We start from the raw sequence: 19,413 nt of genomic DNA, 5'->3' as shown, positions 1-19,413 counted from the left end.
CAGAGGAGTCCGCTCATGACGTCCACCGAGCAATCGCCAGGCCCGCACCACCACGACGACACCGAACTCGCCGAGTTCGGCTACAAGCCAGAACTCAGGCGCACCCTCGGCCACTTCCACACCTTCGCCGCCGGGATCAGCTACATCTCGATCCTTACCGGCACCTTCCAGCTGTTCTACTTCGGCTACGGCAGCGGCGGCCCCGCCTACTGGTGGTCGTGGCCGATGGTGTTCGTCGGCCAGTTCATGGTGGCCCTGTGCTTCGCCGAACTGGCCGCCCGTTATCCGGTGGCCGGCTCGGTCTACAACTGGTCGAAGAAGATCGGCAATCCGCATCTCGGCTGGCTCGCCGGGTGGATGATGTTGATCGCGTCCATCGTGTCCATCTCGGCGGTCGCGCTGGCCTATCAGCTGACGCTGCCGCAGATCTCCTCCGTGTTCCAGTTCGTCGGGGACGGCACGGGCCGGTACGACGTGGCGACCAACGCGGTCGTCCTCGCGGCCGTGTTGATCCTGTTCACGACGCTGGTCAACGCGTTCGGCGTCAAGTTGATGGCCATGATCAACACGGCGGGCGTCTTCATCGAGTTGATCGCGACCGTTGTATTGATCATCCTCTTCGCCGTCCACATCACCCGTGGTCCTCAAGTCGTCATGCAGACGAACCACACGGGATCGGGTTACTCAACGGGTTACCTCGGCGCCTTCCTGGTGGCCTCGCTGGCGTCCGCGTACGTCATGTACGGCTTCGACACGGCCTCCTCGCTCGGCGAGGAGTGCCTGGACCCGTCCCGGAACGCCCCGCGCGCGATCATCCGCGCGATCGTCGCCTCGTTCGTCCTGGGCGGCCTGGTGCTGCTGCTGGCGCTCATGAGCGTCTCCAGCCTCAAGGGCGACAAGCTGTCCACCGACGGCCTCCAGTACGTCGTGCTCGACGTGCTCGGTCCGACGGCGGGCAAGGCGATGCTGTGGTGCGTACTGATCGCGGTCACGGTGTGCGCGCTGGCCGTGCACACGGCGGCGATCCGGCTGGCGTTCGCGATGGCCCGGGACAACAACCTGCCCGCGTCCTCGCTGATGGCCAGGGTCAGCCCGCGTTTCCAGACCCCGGTCCTGCCGGCCGTGATCATCGGCGTGCTGGCGCTGGCGATCCTCGTGGTCAACATCCGCCAGCCGCAGATCTTCACGGTCGTCACCAGCATCGGCATCATCATGATCTACCTCGCCTACCTGGGCGTCACCGGGCCGATGCTGGTGGCCCGGCTGCGCGGCAGGTGGCAGCCCGCGGGCGAGGGCAGGTTCTCGCTGGGCCGCTGGGGACTGCTCGTCAACATCGTCGCGGTGCTCTGGGGCGCGGCGATGACGGTCAACCTGATCTGGCCGCGCGCCGCGGTCTACAACGCGTCCGCGCCGTACCACTGGTACCTGCGCTGGGGCGCGGTCCTCTTCGTCGCGGTCATCGCGGGCGGCGGCTTCGCCTACTACTGGTTCGTCCAACGGCACCGCACCGGCGTCCTCGCCGAGCACCGCCTGGACGCCTCGGCAGCCGCCCCGGCCCCTCTCCTCACCGCCCCCGCGGCCGAGTGATCCCGCCCGATTCCGGCTGACCAGGAGGTCACATGAGCATTGATGAGTTCGACTACGTCGTGGTCGGTGGCGGCACCGCGGGCAATGTCGTGGCCGCCCGGCTCTCCGAGGACCCCTCGGTGACGGTGTGCGTGCTGGAGGCGGGCCCCAGCGACGTCGGCGACGGCGACGTCCTCAAACTGGAGCGCTGGATGGGGCTGCTGGAGTCCGGATACGACTGGGACTACCCGGTCGAGCCGCAGGCCAGCGGCAACAGTTTTATGCGGCACGCGCGCGCGAAGGTGCTGGGCGGCTGCTCGTCGCACAACTCCTGTATCGCCTTCTGGGCGCCCGCGGAGGACCTGGACGACTGGGCGGCCCAGGGCTGTACGGGCTGGAGCGCGGCCGACCTGTTCCCGCTGTACCGGCGGATGGAGAACAACGACGCGCCCGGCGACCACCACGGCCGCACCGGCCCGGTGAAACTGCGCACGCTGAAGGGCGGGGACCCGTGCGGCGCCGCCCTCCTGGAGGCATGTGCGCAGGCCGGCATACCGACGGTCCCGTTCAACACCGGGAAGACGGTGGTGCGCGGGGCCAACTGGTTCCAGATCAACTCCGACGAGAACAACATCCGCCAGTCCTCGTCCGTCGCCTATCTCCACCCCGTCCTCGGCAAACGTCCGAATCTGGACGTCCGGACCGGGGTGCGGGCCAAGAAGCTGGTGCTGGAGGGGCGGCGGTGCGTGGGCGCCGAGTACCTGGACCCCGACCTGGTGCACACGCGCACGGTACGGGCCCGGCGCGAGGTGATCGTCTCCTGCGGCTCGATCGACTCCCCCAAGCTGCTGATGCTGTCCGGCATCGGCCCCGCCGGGCATCTGCGCGAGGTCGGCGTCGAGGTGGTCGTGGACTCCCCGGGCGTCGGCGAGAACCTCCAGGACCACCCCGAGGGCGTGATCATGTGGGAGGCGAGGCAGCCGATGACCACCACGTCCAGCCAGTGGTGGGAGGCGGGCGTCTTCTACGACACCGAGCCCGGCCTGGACCGACCCGATCTGATGTTCCACTACGGGTCCGTGCCGTTCGACATGAACACCGCGCGCTGGGGCTACCCGACCTCGGAGAACGCCTTCTGCCTGACCCCCAACGTGACGAAGGCGAAGTCGCGCGGCACGGTACGGCTGCGGACGCGGGACTACCGGGACAAGCCGAAGGTGGACCCGCGGTACTTCACGCACGAGCACGATGTGCGGGTGATGACGTACGGCCTGAAGCTGGCCCGGCGCATCGCAGCCCAGCCGGCGCTGAGCGGCTGGGCGGGCGCCGAGCTGGCGCCGGGGCCGGACGTCCGCACGGACGACGAGTTGCTGGACTACATCCACAAGACGCACAACACCGTCTACCACCCGTCGTGCACCGTGAAGATGGGCGCCGACGACGACCCCTCGGCCCCGCTCGACGCGCGGCTGCGGGTCAAGGGGGTCGAGGGGCTGCGGGTCGCCGACGGGTCGGTGATGCCCGACCTGATCGCCGTCAACCCGTGCATCACGACGATGGTGATCGGCGAGAAGTGTGCCGACCTGATCAAGGAGGATGCTTGATCAATGGATCGGTCAACCCATTGATCAAGCCGGCTTCTTGTACATCCTCGTCGCCGTGATCTCGCTGTGCACCGCCTCCCCGGCCTGGGGCTGCTGGGGCAGCCCGGGCCGGAGGTGTTCCTCCACGCTGATGTACTTCAGGCCCGCCCGCAGGTCGGCGTCGTTGCGCAGGCGGATGACCAGCGGGAACTCGGCGAGGGCGGTCGTGTCGAACAGGCCGGTGGTGTAGAGCAGCTGGACGCCCAGCGCGTCGGACACCGCTCGCTGGAGTTCGAGCAGATAGGTCGCGTTGGCGCGGCCGATCGGGTTGTCCAGGAACAGCGTGCCCGCGTGCCGGTGCTTGTCCCGGCCCCGGTCGTTCGAGCGCAGCGCGGCCATCGTGCAGTACAGGGCGATGGCCGCCGTGAGCAGCTGACCGCCGGAGAAGACGTCGCCCATCTGGCCGACGGGCACGCGCTCGGCGCGCAGGACGGCGTCGGGCTTGAGGATCTCGACGGCCACGCCCTTCGGTTGCAGGGCCGCCGCGACGCCGCGCAGCAGCAGGGACATGCCGTCGCGGCGCAGGTCGGAGTTCTTCTTGACGGCAGCGCGCGTGGCCTCGTCGATGACCTCGCCGAGCCGTTCGGTGAGCGTGGCGTGGTCGGGCTCCTCGAAGCGGATGCGCAGGAACTCCTGGCCGGACCACTCGCCGAGCCCCTCCGGCAGCCGGGAGAGCCGCTGGGCGGAGCGCAGGGTGGCGAGCGCCGACTCCACGAGTCCGCGCAGCCGGTCCACGATCGAGTCGCGGTTGCGCTCCAGCTGGGCCAGCTCGTCCGTCAGGACGCGCAGCCGGGGCGCGAAGGCGTCCGCCCACTTCTGGGCGTGCTCGGGCAGCGCGGAGGCGGGCAGTTCGCGGATCTGCTGCCGGGCGGGGGTGCGGACCTGCTCGTAGCGCGTGGAGTTGGCGTGCCGGACGAGGACGTCGCTCGCCTCGCGCACGGCCGCCTCGGCGGCGGACAGGTCGGCGGCGCAGCCCCGCAGCGAACGGCGGGCCTCGGCGGCGGAGTGCCGGGCCTCCTCCAGGGTGCCGGGGTACGGCTCCGGCTCCTCCTGATCGTCCTCGGGGGTGTGCTCGCGCAGCAGGTCGCGGAGCATGGCGGCGATCTCGTCGAAGCCGCCGGCCGCGTCCTCGGCGGCGCGGTGGGCGTCCAGCAGCTCCGCGTGGGCCTCGCGGGCCTCGGCCAGGGCGTCGGTGCGGGCGGCGAGTTCGGCCGTGGCGGTGCGCAGCAGCGCCTGGGCGTGCTCGGCGTCGCGCGGGACGAGTTCCTCGGGCAGCTCGGTGTGCGCCTCGCCGTCCTCGGGCGCGTGCCGCTCGGCCTCGCCGCGCAGCCGGCCGAGTTGCTCGCTCGCGGTCGACATACGGGTCTCCAGGAGCTGCACCAGTTCCTCCGCGCGCGCGGCGGCGGCCTGCCGGGAGGGCCCGTCGGCGCCGTCGGGCGACTGGAGCAGTTGCTCGGCGCGGGTACGGACCTTGTTGCTGAGCCGGTCCAGTTCGGCGCGGGCGGCGCTCTCGTCGCTCTCCGCGCGGGCCTGCTCGGCGCGCAGGTCGGCGCCGACGCCGACCTTCTCGTACACCTGGGAGGCGGCCCGGTAGGCCTCGCGGAGGGCGGGCAGGGACGCCTTCGGGGCGTCAGAGTCCTCGACGGGTACGTCGTCGGGGGCGCCGGCGATCTCGGCGCGCTCGGCGCGCAGGGCGCGGGCGGTGCGGCGGGCGTCGTCGGCGGCGCGCTGGGCGGCGCGGCGGTCCTCGTCGGCGGCGCGGGCGCGGTCCAGGCAGGTCTGCGCGCGGGCCTCGGACTCGGCGGCCTCGTCGGCGAGTTCACGCAGTTTCGCCTGCCAGCCGGCGCGCTCGCGGAGCCGGAAGGCGAGGCCGGCGAGGGCGTCGGCGGCGCGGCGGGCCTTCTGCGCGGCCTCCTGCCGCTCGTCGCGGAGCTGGGCGGCCTCGGCGGCGGACTCGTCGGCCTCCGCGCGCACGGCACGTGCCTCGGCGAGTTCCGCCTCGGCCTCCTCGGCGAAGGCGCGGGCCTCCTCGGCGGCCCGGGCCAGCTCGGTGAGGCGCCCGGCGGGGCATCCGGTGCGCCAGGAGGCGAGCCGCGCGGCCAGTTCACGGTCCTTGCCGAGGCGGGCGGCTAGGGCGCGGATCTCCTCGTCGCGTGCGGTGGCCCGCGCGCGCAGTGCCTGACGTTCCTCGTCGGCCGCGTGCTCGTCGTGCATGGCCGGGTTCGGCGGCACGAGGAACACGTCACCGGAGGTGCTGCCTACGGCGGGCGGCGGGGCGAGCAGCGCGGCGGCGGTACCGACGGCCACGGCGGAGCGGGGCAGCAGGGCGGCGTCACCGAGGGCCTCACGGGCACGCGCGTGCGTGTCGGGGTCGGTGATGATCACGCCGTCGACCAGTTCGGGGCGGGCGGCGAGCACACGCGCGTGGTCGGCGGGGTCGACGGCCTGTGCCAGGTAGCGCCAGCCGGGCAGCGCCGGGATGCCGTGTTCGCCGAGGAACTCGACGGTGGCCAGCACGTCCGGGCCGGGTGGCAGCAGCCCGCCGTCACCGAGGGCGCCGAGGATGCGGGCGTCGTCGGCGGCGGCCGTACGCAGGTCGAACAGGTGCCGTTCGGCGGTGGACACGGCGTCGTCGAGGAGTTCGCGCAACTCGTCGGCGAAGCGGTCGAGTTCCTCGGGGGTGAGAGCGCTGGGGGCGGCGTCGGCGGCCGGTGCGCGCCTGCTGTCGGCTTCCTCCGTCCGGGGGGCGGGCACCCGTGCCGTCACGGACGCGCCCGGCAGGCTCAGCAGTTCCGCGAGCCGTTCCTCGGCGGCCAGCGACTCGGCGAGGCGCCGCTCGGCCTCGTGGGCGCGCTCGGCGGCGGTCGCCGCGTCCGCCGCGCGGGCCGCCGTCAGCTCCGCGCGGGACTCGGCGGAGGCCGCCTCACGCGCGTGCTCGGTGGCCTTGCGGGCGGCCTCGCGGGCCGCGTCCCAGGCGGCCACGGCGGTCTTCTCGGCGTCGCTGGCGGCGAGCGCGGCCCGCGCCGGGTCGGCGTCCGGGGCGCTGTCGTCCAGCCAGCCCGCGCGAACGGCCTCAGCGGTCTCCTGCTCGACCTCGGCGAGGCGCTGGCGCAGGTGCCCGGCCTCGCTGCGGGCCCGCTGCGCCTCGGTGGCGGCGGCGGTGGAGTCCCGGTAGGCGGAGTCGCTGACGTCCTGGAGCGCCGCGGAGCGCTCCTCCTCCTCGTTGGCGAGGGCCTCGGCGCTCTCGGCGGCGGTGTGCAGGGCCCGTACGAGGTCCACGGCGGCCTTGGCGCGGGCGGCGAGCGCGGGGGCGGCGTCCCGCTCGGCCTCCTGGATGGCGGCGGACACGCGGGCGACGCGGTCGGCGGCGGCCCGGTGGCGCAGCACCGCCTCGGCGGCCTGCCAGGCGGAGTGCAGGGTGCGGGCGTCGGCCAGCTCGCGTTTTTGCGCGGCGGCGGACTTCTCGGCGGCGGCCAGCGCCAGGGAGGCGTGCCGGTAGGCGAGTTCGGCGGCGATGAGGGCGCTGCGCTCGCGGGCGCCCTCGGAGTGCGTGACGGCGTACGCGGCGGCCGTGACCCGCTGGGCGAGGTCGGCGGCCCGGACCCGCTCTCGCACGGCCCGCGCGGACAGCCGCCGGGCCAGTGTCCGGGTGCGGCGCTCGGCGCCCGCGTGGATGTCACGCGCGCGTGAACGCGCCTCGGCGGCCTCCACGATCCGGCCGAGCAGGTCGACCGAGCCGGCGGTGAAGTCCCGTTCGGCGATCAGCTCGGCGCGCCGGCCGAGCTTGTTGCCGAAGCCGCTGACGAGGTCGGCGAGGCCGTCGGTGTCGCGGGTGTCGGTGACGGCGCGCAGCAGCAGGTCGGTGAAGTCGGAGTCCTTCTTGACGGCGAAGAGGCCGGCCGCCTCGCCCTCGTCGGCGTTCATCTCGCGCTGGTAGCGGAAGAGTTCGGGGTCGAGGCCGAGGTCGCCGAGGTGCTCGGTCCAGCGCTCGTGGATCTCCTCCCAGTGCACCTCCAGGTGCGGGTAGACCTTGCCGGCCTCCATGAGGGCGTCGCGGAAGCCCTTCATGGTGCGGCGGCGGCCGTGCGCGCCGGAGGTGCCCTCGGCGGGCGGCCGTACGGCGGTGGACTCGGCGACGGGCAGGTTGTCCAGGCTGAGGCCGGGGCCGGGCCGGAAGGAGTACCAGGCCTCGGCGAACTTGCGCGGGTCGTTGGAGACCTGCCGGCCGCGCCACTCGCTGACCTTGCCGACGACCACGCACTCGCCGGTCAGCACATGCTGCCACTCCAGGGCCACATGACCGCAGTCGTCGGCGAGCAGGAACTTGCGCAGCACGCCGGAGCTGGCGCCGCCGAGGGTGTTGCGGTGGCCCGGCAGCATCACCGAGAAGATCAGCTTGAGCAGGACGGACTTGCCGCCGCCGTTCTCCAGGAACAGCACGCCCGCGGGCGCGGGCCGGCGCGGCGGTCCGGACGGCTCCTCCTCGAAGAACTCCACCTGCGTGGGCGCCGGGTCGGGCACGGGCTCGCCGACACCCCGCAGGTCGAGCACGGTGTCGGCGTAGCGCGCACCGGCGGGACCGATGGAGTAGAGGCGGACCCGGGACAGCTCGTACATGGCGGACTCTCGTAAGTCTGGTGAAAGGTGCGGTGGTTCAGGAGGGTCTGGAGCTACGGGAGCTTCAGCGCGTCAGGAGTGGAACGGCAGTCCGGCGTCGGGCACCAGGTCCAGGTCGTCGGTGTCCTGGGCGGGCAGCAGGGTGGCCGCGCCGTCGGTGACCGGGACGATGCCCAGCTCCAGCAGTTCGGCCAGGGCGGAGCTGCCGGCCATGTCGCGGACCTGGAGCTGATAGCGGGCCGTGGTGCGGTACGTGCCGCCGTTGTCGTCGCCGGTGCGCTGGAGGAAGCCCGAGTCGGTGAGGAAGGCCATGGCCTTCGCCACGATGCCGGTGGTGGAGGCGGCCGGCCGGCGGGCGTCCTTGGTGGCGCCGGTGGCGCTGCGTCTGGCCCAGATCCGCCAGGCCGCCTCCAGTCCGGGCGCGTCGGTCGCCGGGTCGGTGTTCTGGCCCTGCTCCTCGGCGCGCTCCTCCAGGCGGCGGCAGGCCTGCCGGACGAAGGCGTCGACGCCGTTGACGGTGACCCGGCCGATGTAGGAGTCGTCGGCCAGGTCCTCCGGGCGCGGGAACGCCAGCGCGGCGACCGCGAGATGGGCGAGTCCGTGCAGGAAGCGGTCGCCGGAGTCGGCGGCGGTGCGACGCGCGTAGTCCCCCATGCGGACGGCGAACACCGAGTCCTCGGCGGCGGTCACGGCCATCCCCGCGCGCGGGGACACCTCCAGCACGACGAGTCCCAGACCGGCGGCGACGGCGTCGGCGAGCCGGGCGAACGCCGGGTCGTCGCGGTGGCGGCGCAGCAGCTCGGTGTACTCCTGGTCGCGTGCGGGCGCCAGCTTGGGCTGGAGCCCGAAGGCGACGAGCCGCGCCGCGTCGGCGGCGTCGGCGGGGGTGACGGCGGAGCCCGCCGGTGCGGCGGCAGGCTCGGGTTCACTCCGGTCGACGTGCTCGGTCACGGGTTCGGCTCCTTGTCGTGCTCTTGTCCACTCATGCTGCTTCCGTCCGGTCCGCGGCCATCCCCGCCGCGTCGAGGAGGGCGGTGCCCACGATCAGGTCCGCCCCGCCGAACTCGGGATCGTCCAGCTCGGTCCCGTCGTCCACGGCGAACAGCAGCTTCTCCTCGCCCTGCCGGTAGGCGGTGCCGACGGCCGGGCTGGCCGCGTGGACCGCCAACAGCGCCACCAGATACGCGAGGTCGGGGTCACCGGTCCGCCGGGCCTCGGCCAGCAGCCCGGACAGTCTCCTCGGGGCGTCTGCCGGCAGATCCAGCAGTTCCATCGCCGCGGCCAGCTGTTCCTCGCTGAACCGGCTGTCGTCCGGCGTCGCGATCAGATCCGGCTCGGGCATCTCCGCGCCCAGGTGCTCCCGCTCCACGGGCGGGGTCAGGAGTATGTCCACGAGGTCCCCGACCCGGACGGACACCGGCGTGCGCAGTCCCGTGCCGCGCGCGAAGAAGGCGTCGGTGACCCGGATCGCCTGCTCCAGGGGCAGCGGCAGGACGGGGGCGACGAGATGGCCGTAGAGGTCGATCCCGGACGCCGTCGCCGGCGTGGCGAAGGCCTGCCGGTCCTGTTCGGCGCGGAACAGCGGGCCCGCCTCCAGCAGGCGCGACTGGAGCTGGGTGTGGCGCCGGATGCAGTCCTTGACGATGTCGACCAGTTCGGCGGCGCGGCGCTTGTGTTCGGGGTCCTCGGTCTCGTCGCGGGCCTTGCGGATGTTGGTCAGGATCGCGTTCTCGTGGCGGTACCGCTCGGCCACGTGGTCCAGCGCCTCGGCGATCATGTCGGGGACGGCGTTGAGCCAGTCGACCGCGCGGACGTTGCGCCGGGTGGCCTCCAGGGCCCGGCGGAGCGTCTCGGAGTACTGGACCGTGCGGTAGCGTGCCTGCTCGGCGGCGAGCTGGGCGTCGGCGAGCCGGCCGCGGTTGATCAGCACCTCCAGCTTGACCTCGGCGGCGATCTGGGCGCTGGTGACGTCGGTGTCGAGGGCGCCGACCAGGACGTTGACCGCCTCGTCCGTCGTCCGCAGGTACACCGTGCCGCCGGGGCCGGGGACCTCCTCGATCAGCTTGAAGTCGTAGTCACGGCGGACGTACGTGCCGTCCGGCGCGAACGTGCCGTAGACCGCGCGGAAGCCGCGGTCCACGCTGCCGACGTTGATCAGGTTCTCCAGGACCCAGCGGGCCACGCGCTCGTGTTCGGCGGTGGGCCGGCGCGGGGCCTGGGCGGCGATGCGCGGGATCAGCCGGGCCACGATCTGCTCGTGGTCGGCGCCGGTGTCGAAGTCCATGTTCAGCGTGACCAGGTCGATGGCGGCCAGCGCCACCTCGGCCATCCCGTACACCGAGTACTCGCCGGCCAGGTTGGCCTTGCGCGCGTCCAGGTCGTGCAGCGGCGCTGTGCAGGCGAGCGCGCGCAGCCGACGCGCCAGCCCCTCGTCGGCGGCCGGGCCCGGAGCCGGGCGCGGCCCCGCGCTGAGCTGGGGCGGAACACGGTCCGTCGATGCAGGCGAAGTCACGGTGCACAGACTAGGTCCTGGTTCTGACATCAGCCCAAACGAAGGCACCGCGCCGGGCGAGCCCGCCCAGGGCCAGGCGTTCGCCTAGGGCGCGCTTTCCTCGCCGACCCTGCGCCGGTACACCTCGACGACCCGCTCCAGCGAGTCCGCGAGATAGGTCTCCAGCAGCCGTTCCGCGCCGCGCCGGTTCCCGGCCTGGAGCGCCTGGAGGATCTGGGCGTTGCGGGCGAGGTACGGCTCGTGCAGCCGGCGCGGGTTGTCCACGACGTGGAAGGCCAGGCGCAGCTCGGCGAACACGCTGCGCATCAGCTCGTCGGTGCGTTCGCTGCCGGCGAGGGCGACCAGTTCGCGGTGGAAGTGGATGTTGGCCGTACCCAGCCCTTTCCAGTCATTCTCCGCCGCCGCCGTACGGCCCTCCTCGACCGCCGCGATCAGCCCGCCCAGCCGGTACGGCGGTTCGCCCAGCCCCCGGACGACGGCGCACTCGACGAGGGAGCGCGTGCGGTAGATGTCCTCCACGTCCTCGACGGTCAGGACCCGGACGAACACACCGCGGTTGAGTTCGTGGATCAGCAGGCGCTCGTGGGTGAGCAGCCGGAACGCCTCGCGCAGGGTGTTGCGGGAGACACCGAGCGCCCCACCGATGCTGTCCTCGGACAGCCGGGTGCCGGGCGGGAAGTAGCCCTCGGAGATGCGGCTTCTGAGGATGTCCGAAACCCGCTCCGCGGTGCTGGTACGGCCCAGAAGGACACGGTCACCGGCCAGTCCCGTCAGCTGCTCTGCCATGCCCGGAATTCAATCGCAGACACCGGAACGAAACAACATGGGTATTGAAGGATCGTTGAACGATCCTCTACGGTGCTCCGCACGGCTCACTTCCCAGCACCCTCCGTCCCTCTTCTGCGAGGTGCCCATGAGCACGACCCCACCGCCCCAGCCCGCGCGCACCGACGTACGCCCGGGACCGGCCGAACACACCGCCGAGGACGGCGCGTTCGCCTGGCTGCACGCCCTCGGCCCGCGCGGCCGACGCGCGTTCGCTGGCGCTTTCGGCGGATATGCCCTGGATTCGTACGACTACTTCACCCTGCCGCTGAGCATGGTGGCGCTCTCGGCGTACTTCGGCCTCACCAGCGGCCAGACCGGCCTGTTCACCACCGTCACGCTGGTGGTCTCGGCGGTCGGCGGCGCCGCCGCGGGCGTGATCGCGGACCGGGTGGGCCGCGTCCGGGCCCTGATGATCACGGTGATCACCTACGCCGTCTTCACCGTCGCCTGCGGCTTCGCGCCCACCTACGAGACCCTGCTGGTCTTCCGCGCCCTCCAGGGCCTCGGCTTCGGCGGCGAGTGGGCCGTCGGCGCGATCCTGGTCGCCGAGTACGCGAGCGCACGCCACCGGGGCCGTACGCTCGGCGCGATCCAGAGCTCCTGGGCGGTCGGCTGGGGACTGGCGGCGGTCGTCTACACGCTGGTGTTCTCCTTCGCCGACGACGACCTCGCCTGGCGGGTGATGTTCTGGACCGGCGCGCTGCCGGCGCTGCTCGTGGTCTGGCTGCGCCGCACGGTGCACGACGCCCCCACGGCGACGGCGGCCCGCGAACAGGACCCGCGCCGGGGCTCCTTCGCCGCGATCTTCCGGCCGGCCGGCCGGGACGGCTCCCCGGGCCTGCTGCGCACCACGGTCTTCGCGAGTCTGCTGTCCACGGGCGTACAGGGCGGCTACTACACGCTGGCGACCTGGGTGCCGACGTATCTGAAGTCCGACCGCGGTCTGTCGGTCGTCGGCACCGGCGGCTATCTGACCTTCCTGATCTCCGGGGCCTTCCTCGGCTACCTGACCGGCGGCCACCTCACCGACCGGCTCGGCCGGCGGAACAACATCTGGCTGTTCGCCCTGTTGTCCGCCCTGTGCATCCTGGCGTACGCGAACATCCCGAGCGGCGCCAACACCCTGCTGCTGGTGCTCGGTTTCCCGCTCGGCTTCTGCATGTCGGCCATCTTCAGCGGCTTCGGCTCCTACTTGAGCGAGCTGTACCCGACGGCGGTGCGCGGCACCGGGCAGGGCTTCACGTACAACACGGGCCGCGCGGTGGGCGCGGTGTTCCCGACCCTGGTGGGCTTCCTGGCGGACAGCTGGGGCGTCGGCGGCGCGCTGGTCTTCGGCGCGATCGGCTACGGCCTCGCCGCGCTGGCGCTGCTCGGGCTGCCGGAGACGCGCGGGAAGGAGCTGGCGTGACGCGGGTGAACCGTACCGAGGACCGTCCCGTCATCACGGCCGACGCGCACGCGGACGCGTGGAGTCCGAAAACCGCGCGGGCCCGCTTCCGCGAGGGCCTGGCCGGGCCGACCGCCGGGGTCGCGGCGGGCCACACGCAGGCCAACCTGATCGCGGTGCCCGCCGACTGGGCCTATGACACGCTGCTGTTCTGCCAGCGCAACCCCAAGCCCTGTCCCGTGCTCGACGTGACGGATGCCGGCTCCCCGACGACCGTCCTCGCCGAAGGCGCCGACCTGCGCACCGATCTGCCGCGCTACCGGGTGTGGCAGGACGGCGAGCTGGTGGACGAACCCACGGACGCGCGCGCGTACTGGCGGGACGACCTCGTGTCGTTCCTGCTCGGGTGCAGCTTCACCTTCGAGTGGGCGCTGGCCCGGGCGGGCGTGCCGATCCGGCACGTCGAGCAGGGCCGGAACGTGCCGATGTACGTGACCAGCCGGGCCTGCCGGGCGGCGGGCCGGCTGCGCGGGCCGATGGTGGTGTCCATGCGGCCGGTGCCGCCCGAGCGTCTGGGCGCGGCGATCCGGGAGAGCAGCCTGCTGCCGGCCGTGCACGGCGGTCCGGTGCACTGCGGGGACCCGACGGCCCTCGGCATCGAGGACCTCGGCCGGCCCGACTTCGGCGACCCGGTGACCGTCGCCGACGGCGACATCCCGGTGTTCTGGGCCTGCGGGGTGACCCCGCAGGCGGCCGTGATGGCCTCCCGGCCGCCGTTCGCGATCACACACGCGCCGGGCCAGATGTTCCTGACCGACGCACGGGACGAGCAGTACCGGCTGATGGGCGTCGACTGAGCCCGGCCGGCCGGGCAGCACACACAGAGAAACCCCCGAAGAGAACCGGAGACGCGAGAACGCCATGACCGCGATCGATCTGAACGCCGACCTGGGCGAGGGCTTCGGCCGCTGGCGGCTGACCGACGACGAACAGCTGCTGTCCGTCGTCACCAGCGCCAACGTGGCGTGCGGCTTCCACGCCGGGGACGCGGCCACCATGCGCCGGGTGTGCGAACTGGCGGCCGAGCGCGGGGTGACGATCGGCGCGCAGGTCTCGTACCGGGACCTGGCCGGTTTCGGGCGGCGCGCGATAGATGTGCCGCCCGCCGAGCTGGCGGCCGAAGTGGCCTACCAGATCGGCGCCTTGGAGGTGTTCGCGCGGGCGGCGGGGGCGCGTGTGGCGTACGTCAAGCCGCACGGCGCGCTCTACAACCGGGTCGTGCACGACGAGGAGCAGGCCCGCGCGGTGATCGAGGGCGTGCGTCTTGCGGGCGCCTCGCTGCCCGTACTGGGCCTGCCCGGCTCGCGGTTCCTGGGGCTGGCGGCCGAGGCAGGTCTTCCGGCCGTCACGGAGGCCTTCGCGGACCGCGCGTACACCGACGAGGGCACGCTGGTGCCGCGTGGCCGCGAGGGTGCCGTGGTGACCGACCCGGACGCCGTCGTGGAGCGCTCGGTGAGCCTGGCGCGCTCCGGTGCGGTGATCGCGCACTCCGGCGCGCGGATCCAGGTGCGCGCCCGGTCGCTGTGCCTGCACGGCGACACGCCGGGCGCGGTCGGCCTGGCCCGGCGGGTGCGCGAGCGGCTGCTGGCGGCGGGCGTGCGGCTGGAGGCGTTCGCGTGAGGGCGCTTCCCGTCAGCGACGACGCGCTGCTCGTCGAGGTGCCCTCCGGGGAGGAGGCGCAGGCTCTGCACGCCGAGCTGCTGCGGCGCCGCGCTGAGGGCTCGCTCACCGTGCGCGAGATCGTCCCGGCGGCCCGGACGGTCCTGCTCGACGGGCTGGCCGAGCCGGCCCGCTGGGCGGCGGAACTGACCGGCGCACGGGTGCCGAAGGTGCCTGCCCGCGCGCGCGAGCTGATCGAACTGCCCGTGCGGTACGACGGCCCGGACCTGGCTGCGGTCGCCGCGCACTGGCAGGTGCCGGAACGGGAGGTGGCCCGCATCCACGCCGGGACCGAGTTCACGGTGGCCTTCTGCGGCTTCGCCCCCGGCTTCGGCTATCTCACCGGGCTCCCGGACCGCTGCCACGTCCCGCGCCGCGCCACCCCGCGCACGGCGGTCCCGGCCGGCGCCGTGGCCCTGGCCGGCCCGTACACCGGCGTCTACCCGCGCTCCTCCCCCGGCGGCTGGCAACTGATCGGCACGACGGACACGGTGCTGTGGGACCCGACACGCGTCCCGGCGGCACTGCTGGAGCCGGGGACACGGGTGCGGTTCATACCGGTGGGGGGCGCATGAGCGGGGGGCGAAGGGCCGTACCAGTGGGGGTACGCGCCAGGGAAACGGCCGTACCGGCACGGGTGCGCACCCGGGGAACCCGCGTGACCGGGGAGCGTACGGCCGTCCACGCGCGCGTGTGCCTGGTGCCGGCGCGACCCGTGGCCTGGGAGGCCCCATGACCGACCGTGCGCTCGTCGTCGTGCGCGCCGGGGCGCTGACCACCGTGCAGGACCACGGGCGGCCGGGGTACGCGCACCTCGGCGTGCCCCGCTCCGGAGCGCTCGACCCGCCCGCGGCGGCGCTGGTGAACCGGCTCGTCGGCAATCCGCCGGACGCCGCCGTCCTCGAGACCACCCTCAACGGCTGTGCGCTGCGCCCACGTTCGACGGTGACCGTCGCGGTCGGCGGCGCGCCCTGCCCGGTGACGGTGGGCGGTCGCCCGGCCGCGTGGGGTGCCCCGGTCGTGGTGCCGGCGGGCGAGTTGCTGGAGGTGGGCTCGGCCACGGCCGGCGTACGCGGCTACCTCGCGGTCGCCGGTGGCATCGCCGTGGAACCGGTCCTCGGCAGCCGCGCCACCGACCTGCTGTCCGGCCTCGGCCCGGCCCCGCTGACGGACGGCACGGTGCTGCCGCTGGGCGCCCCGGCCGGCCCTCCCGCGCGCGTGGACGGCGCGCCACAGCCGCGTCCGCCGGCCGAACTCGTGCTCCGGGTGACCCTGGGCCCGCGCGACGACTGGTTCACGGCACGGGCGGTCCGGGATCTCACCACGCGCGCGTACCGGGTCTCGGCGGCGAGCAACCGCATCGGCCTGCGCACCGAGGGGCCCGCGCTGGAGCGGGCCCGGTCCGGTGAACTCCCCAGCGAGGGCATGGTTCTCGGCGCGGTCCAGGTGCCGCCGGACGGGCGTCCGGTCGTCTTCCTCGCGGACCATCCGACCACCGGCGGCTACCCGGTGATCGCGGTGGTCCGCGCCGCGGATCTGCCGGCCGCCGCACAGGCCCTCCCGGGCACCCCGGTCCGGTTCGTACCGGTGCGACGCCGCTGAGCCTCAACGGGCCGAGACGGCCCCGGCAGGGGCACTCCCCTCGGCGACCCCGCTCGCTTCGAAGCCAAGCACCTCGACCGCCCCCACCGCCTCGACCGCTCCCATCACCTCGACCGCCCTCTCCGCCAAGCCGACGCCCTCCGCCAAGACCGCCCCCTCCGCCAAAGCCGCCCCGCCCTTCTCGCTGCCGTACCGGGGAGCCGCAGCCTCCTCGGCGCGGGCCTCCGGCAGGGCCGCCAGGGCTGCCGACACCGCTGCCGATGCGCCCAGGTCCAGGCGGGTGCCGGTGCCCCGGGCGCGGTGGCGCAGTTCGTCGGCGGCGAGGCAAAGCAGCTGGGGCAGCAGGTCGTTGCAGCGCCGGAGCACCCAGCCGGTCCCCGCCGTGGCCAGCCACCACAGGCTCGCCGTGCGGGTCGGCGCGGGGAACTCCGGTTCGGGCGAGGGCGGTTTTCCGGTCGCGCGGCCGGCCTCGGCGAGCAGGGCGTGGCAGCGGACGGCGAGCTGCCGGTGGCCGCGCTCGCCGGGGTGCAGCCGGTCCGCGCTCCACAGGCTCCGGTCGCTGATCCAGCCGTCGTCCGCCGCGTGCAGGTGGACGGCGCCGTACCGCTCGGACAGCGCGTGGACGACCGCGTTGACCGCGCGTTGCCGGCGGGCCAGCGGGCGGGCCAGGGCGTCCGGGAGCCGGAGCATGGCGCCGGGGTCGGGCAGGCAGGCGGTGAGCAGGGTGGCGCCCTGGCGGGTGAGGGAGCCGTAGACCTGGTCGAGGTGGGCGGCCACGGCGTGGATGTCGAAGGTGCGGCGCAGCGTGTCGTTGACGCCGATGACCACGGACACCAGGTCGGGGCGCAGCTCCAGGGCGGCCGGCGTCTGCCGCTCCAGCACGTCCCGGGTCTGCGCCCCGCTGAACGCGAGGTTGGTGAACCGCACCCGCTCGCCGTCCCCGGCGAGGGAGGCGGCCAGCAGCGCGGCCCAGCCCCGCCATCCGTCACCGACCGGGTCGCCCACGCCTTCGGTCAGCGAGTCCCCGAGCGCGACGAAGCGGACGGTGTGGCTCCGCTGTCTCGCGGCATCGGCTCTCATGCCACGCCCCCCGGCACGGCGGGCCGGGCGTCGGCGCGGCGCAGGATCTCCGCGTCGTGGGCCGCCAGGAAGGCCTCCACGGCCGTTCCCCAGCCGAAGCACTCGGCACGCGCGCGTGCCGCTTCCCGCCGCTCGGGCTCGCCGCGGTCCAGCAGCAGTTCCACGGCGTCCGCGAACGCCTCTCCGCCGCCGGCCGCGATGGCTCCGGCGGACCCGATGACCTCGGGCAGCGCGGAGGAAGCGCTCGCCACCACGGGCGTGCCGCACGCCATCGCCTCCAGCGCGGCCAGCCCGAAGGTCTCGGCCGGGCCGGGTGCGAGGCACACGTCGGCGGAGGCCTGGAGCGCGCCGAGGGCCGTGCGGTCGGAGACGTGCCCGAGGAAGGTCACCGGGAGCCCGCGGTCCCGCGCGCGCTGCTCCAGCCGGGCCCGCAGCGGCCCGTCCCCGGCCACCACCAGCACCGCCCGCCGTCCGCGCCGCAGCAGCGCCTCCAGGGCGTCCAGGGCCGTTCCGGGGCGCTTCTCCACGGACAGCCGGGACGCCATCACGAGCAGCGCCTCGTCCCCGCGCGCGTAGCGGCCACGCAGCCCGGGGTCGCGCAGCGCGGGGTGGCGTTCCATCAGGTCGACGCCCAGGGGGGCGCGTACGACGTTGCGCGCGCCGATGCGCACGAACTCGCGCTCGGCGAACTCCGTGGTGCACACCACCCGTGAGTAGACGTGCGCGGTCCGGGTGTTGAGGGAGTCGGCAGCGCGCCGGGCGAGGTGTTCGGGCAGGCCCCAGGTGCGCAGCACGCCGTCGGCGGTCTCGTGGGAGACCATCACGGCGGGCACGCGCGCGCGGCGGGCCCAGCGGCCGGTCCAGCGCAGGGTGGTCCGGTCGGAGACCTCCAGGCGGTCCGGGGCCAACTCCTCCAGGAGGGCGGCCACGCGCCGCTTGTCGGTCAGGACGCGGTAGCCGCCGGTGCCGGGCAGCAGCGGGCCGGGCAGGGTGATGACCCGGCCCTGCTCGGTGTCGCGGTCGGTGTGCCGTTCGCCGGGCACGATCAGGACCGGTTCGTGGCCCGCGGCCCGGAACCCCTTGCCGAGTTCGCGCAGGGCGGTGCGCAGGCCGCCGGAGGCGGGGGCGACGAAGTTGGCGAGGCGGACGATGCGCAGGGACTGCCCGGTCATGCCGCCACCGCCGTCTTCCGGTCCGCGAGGACGTCGTCGTAGTGGGCGATCAGCTGGTCGCCGACGGCGGCCCAGGTGCGGCCCTCGACCGTGGCGCGGGCGGTGGCGCCGTACGCGGCGCGGCGCGCGGGGTCGGCGGCCAGGGCGCGGACGGCCTCCTGTACGGCGGTGGCGTCGCGCGGCGGGACGAGCAGGCCGGTACGGCCGTGGTCGACCAGGTCGAGCGGGCCGCCGGCGGCGGGCGCGACGACCGGGACACCGCTGGCCATGGCCTCCTGGACGGTCTGGCAGAAGGTCTCGAAGGGGCCGGTGTGCACGAACAGGTCCAGCGAGGCGAAGATCCGGGCCAGGTCGTCACCGGTGCGGCGGCCCAGGAAGACGGCGCCGGGCAGGGCCTCGGTCAGGTGGGCGTGGCTGGGGCCGTCGCCGACGACCACGACCCGCACGCCGGCCAGCCCGCAGACTCCGGAGAGGAGTTCGACGTGTTTCTCGGGGGCGAGCCGGCCGACGTAGCCGACGATCAGTTCGCCGTTCGGGGCGAGTTCGCGGCGCAGCGCCTCGTCCCGGTGCTGTGGCCGGAAACGTACGGTGTCCACGCCGCGCGGCCAGAGCCGTACCCGGGGGACGCCGTGCTCCTCCAGGTCGGACTGCGCGGCACTGGACGGGGCCAGGGTGCGGTCGGCGGCGGCGTGCACGGAGCGGATCCGCCGCCAGGCCGCGGCCTCTCCGGCGCCCATGTAGGTGCGGGCGTAGCCGGCCAGGTCGGTCTGGTAGACGGCGACGGCGGGGACGCCGAGCCGGGCGGCGGCCGCCATGCCACGGACGCCGAGGACGAAGGGGCTGGCCAGGTGGACCACGTCGGGGCTGTGCGCGACGAGGGCGGCGGCGAGGCGCCGGCTGGGCAGGGCGACGCGGACCTGGGGGTAGCCGGGGAGCGGGAGGGAGGGAATCCGGACGACCGGGCACGGGGCGTCCGTGTCCGGGCCGCTGCCGGGCGCGGGAGCGGGGGCGACGACGAGCGGGAGGTGACCGCGATCTACGAGGTGCCGGGCGGTCTGGAGCGCGCAGTGGGCCACGCCGTTCACATCGGGGGGAAAGGATTCGGTCACGATGACGACACGCATACGGGTGTTGTCGCCGCGCTGGACGTGCCCGCGTCAACTTCGATCTTTCGGGGCGGGGAACGTCCCATGAGCGTTGGGCTGCACACCCGAGCAGGTCAGGCGCCCGTCATGGCCGCCTGACCCGCGGGTCATCCGGTGTTCACCCGGCGGGCGCTCGTCCGCC

13 protein-coding genes and 1 pseudogene are annotated in these 19,413 nt (G+C 74.0%); 7 read left to right on the top strand and 7 right to left on the bottom strand.

What is annotated here, in order from left to right; all coding sequences use genetic code 11:
- Nucleotides 1-15: 15 nt before the first annotated feature.
- Together ACZ4WH_RS03965 and ACZ4WH_RS03960 are read left to right on the top strand one after the other, a co-directional pair.
- The gene (locus tag ACZ4WH_RS03965; RefSeq protein ID WP_468176298.1) at nucleotides 16-1,587 is read left to right on the top strand and encodes an APC family permease; all 1,572 of its coding nucleotides are present in this window, start codon (nucleotides 16-18) and stop codon (nucleotides 1,585-1,587) included.
- A 32-nt stretch (nucleotides 1,588-1,619) separates the two neighbouring features.
- Nucleotides 1,620-3,170, top strand: a complete 1,551-nt coding sequence (locus tag ACZ4WH_RS03960; RefSeq protein WP_468176295.1) for a GMC family oxidoreductase — start codon at nucleotides 1,620-1,622, stop codon at nucleotides 3,168-3,170.
- A 24-nt stretch (nucleotides 3,171-3,194) separates the two neighbouring features.
- On the opposite strand, the gene ACZ4WH_RS03955 is transcribed toward ACZ4WH_RS03960, so the two are convergent.
- The 4 genes from ACZ4WH_RS03955 to ACZ4WH_RS03940 form a co-directional block, all read right to left on the bottom strand.
- Nucleotides 3,195-7,826, bottom strand: a complete 4,632-nt coding sequence (locus ACZ4WH_RS03955) for a hypothetical protein (RefSeq protein WP_468176293.1) — start codon at nucleotides 7,824-7,826, stop codon at nucleotides 3,195-3,197.
- Between the two features lie 72 nt (nucleotides 7,827-7,898).
- Nucleotides 7,899-8,777, bottom strand: a complete 879-nt coding sequence (locus ACZ4WH_RS03950) for a hypothetical protein (protein WP_468176291.1) — start codon at nucleotides 8,775-8,777, stop codon at nucleotides 7,899-7,901.
- Nucleotides 8,778-8,808: 31 nt separating this feature from the next.
- Entirely contained in the window at nucleotides 8,809-10,338 is a 1,530-nt protein-coding gene (locus ACZ4WH_RS03945) for a hypothetical protein (RefSeq protein WP_468176290.1), read from the bottom strand.
- An 84-nt stretch (nucleotides 10,339-10,422) separates the two neighbouring features.
- Nucleotides 10,423-11,124, bottom strand: a complete 702-nt coding sequence (locus ACZ4WH_RS03940; protein WP_468176288.1) for a GntR family transcriptional regulator — start codon at nucleotides 11,122-11,124, stop codon at nucleotides 10,423-10,425.
- Nucleotides 11,125-11,251: 127 nt separating this feature from the next.
- Between ACZ4WH_RS03940 and ACZ4WH_RS03935 the strand changes: the two genes are divergently transcribed.
- From ACZ4WH_RS03935 to ACZ4WH_RS03915, 5 genes are all read left to right on the top strand, one after another.
- Nucleotides 11,252-12,574, top strand: coding sequence for an MFS transporter (locus ACZ4WH_RS03935; RefSeq protein ID WP_468176286.1), 1,323 nt, complete (start codon nucleotides 11,252-11,254; stop codon nucleotides 12,572-12,574).
- 5 nt (nucleotides 12,575-12,579) lie between these two features.
- Nucleotides 12,580-13,410 carry a putative hydro-lyase gene (locus ACZ4WH_RS03930; protein WP_468176324.1) on the top strand — a complete coding sequence of 277 codons (831 nt, stop codon included), beginning with the start codon at nucleotides 12,580-12,582 and terminating at the stop codon, nucleotides 13,408-13,410.
- A 64-nt stretch (nucleotides 13,411-13,474) separates the two neighbouring features.
- Entirely contained in the window at nucleotides 13,475-14,233 is a 759-nt protein-coding gene (locus ACZ4WH_RS03925; protein WP_468176284.1) for a LamB/YcsF family protein, read from the top strand.
- Nucleotides 14,230-14,847 (top strand): 5-oxoprolinase subunit PxpB, encoded by a 618-nt coding sequence (gene pxpB / locus ACZ4WH_RS03920; RefSeq protein WP_468176281.1) that lies wholly within the window; start codon nucleotides 14,230-14,232, stop codon nucleotides 14,845-14,847. Before ACZ4WH_RS03925 ends, pxpB begins: the two co-directional genes overlap by 4 nt.
- 157 nt (nucleotides 14,848-15,004) lie before the next feature.
- Nucleotides 15,005-15,874 (top strand): 5-oxoprolinase subunit C family protein, encoded by an 870-nt coding sequence (locus ACZ4WH_RS03915; RefSeq protein ID WP_468176279.1) that lies wholly within the window; start codon nucleotides 15,005-15,007, stop codon nucleotides 15,872-15,874.
- Nucleotides 15,875-16,072: 198 nt separating this feature from the next.
- Here the strand turns inward: ACZ4WH_RS03915 and ACZ4WH_RS03910 are convergent.
- From ACZ4WH_RS03910 to ACZ4WH_RS03900, 3 genes and pseudogenes are all read right to left on the bottom strand, one after another.
- Nucleotides 16,073-16,954, bottom strand: a pseudogene (locus ACZ4WH_RS03910) (SGNH/GDSL hydrolase family protein); the annotation flags it as partial.
- The gene (locus ACZ4WH_RS03905; protein ID WP_468176277.1) at nucleotides 16,951-18,126 is read right to left on the bottom strand and encodes a glycosyltransferase; all 1,176 of its coding nucleotides are present in this window, start codon (nucleotides 18,124-18,126) and stop codon (nucleotides 16,951-16,953) included. The gene ACZ4WH_RS03905 and the pseudogene ACZ4WH_RS03910, both read right to left, overlap by 4 nt.
- Complete coding sequence (locus tag ACZ4WH_RS03900; protein WP_468176275.1) at nucleotides 18,123-19,250, bottom strand: glycosyltransferase family 4 protein; 1,128 nt, start codon at nucleotides 19,248-19,250, stop codon at nucleotides 18,123-18,125. The genes ACZ4WH_RS03905 and ACZ4WH_RS03900 overlap by 4 nt, the downstream gene beginning before the upstream one ends.
- Nucleotides 19,251-19,413: the final 163 nt, after the last annotated feature.

Source organism: Streptomyces sp. NPDC029138, from assembly GCF_055564375.1.
The sequence above is the reverse complement of the archived record's forward strand: the minus strand, read 5'-3'. Positions and strand labels throughout refer to the sequence as shown.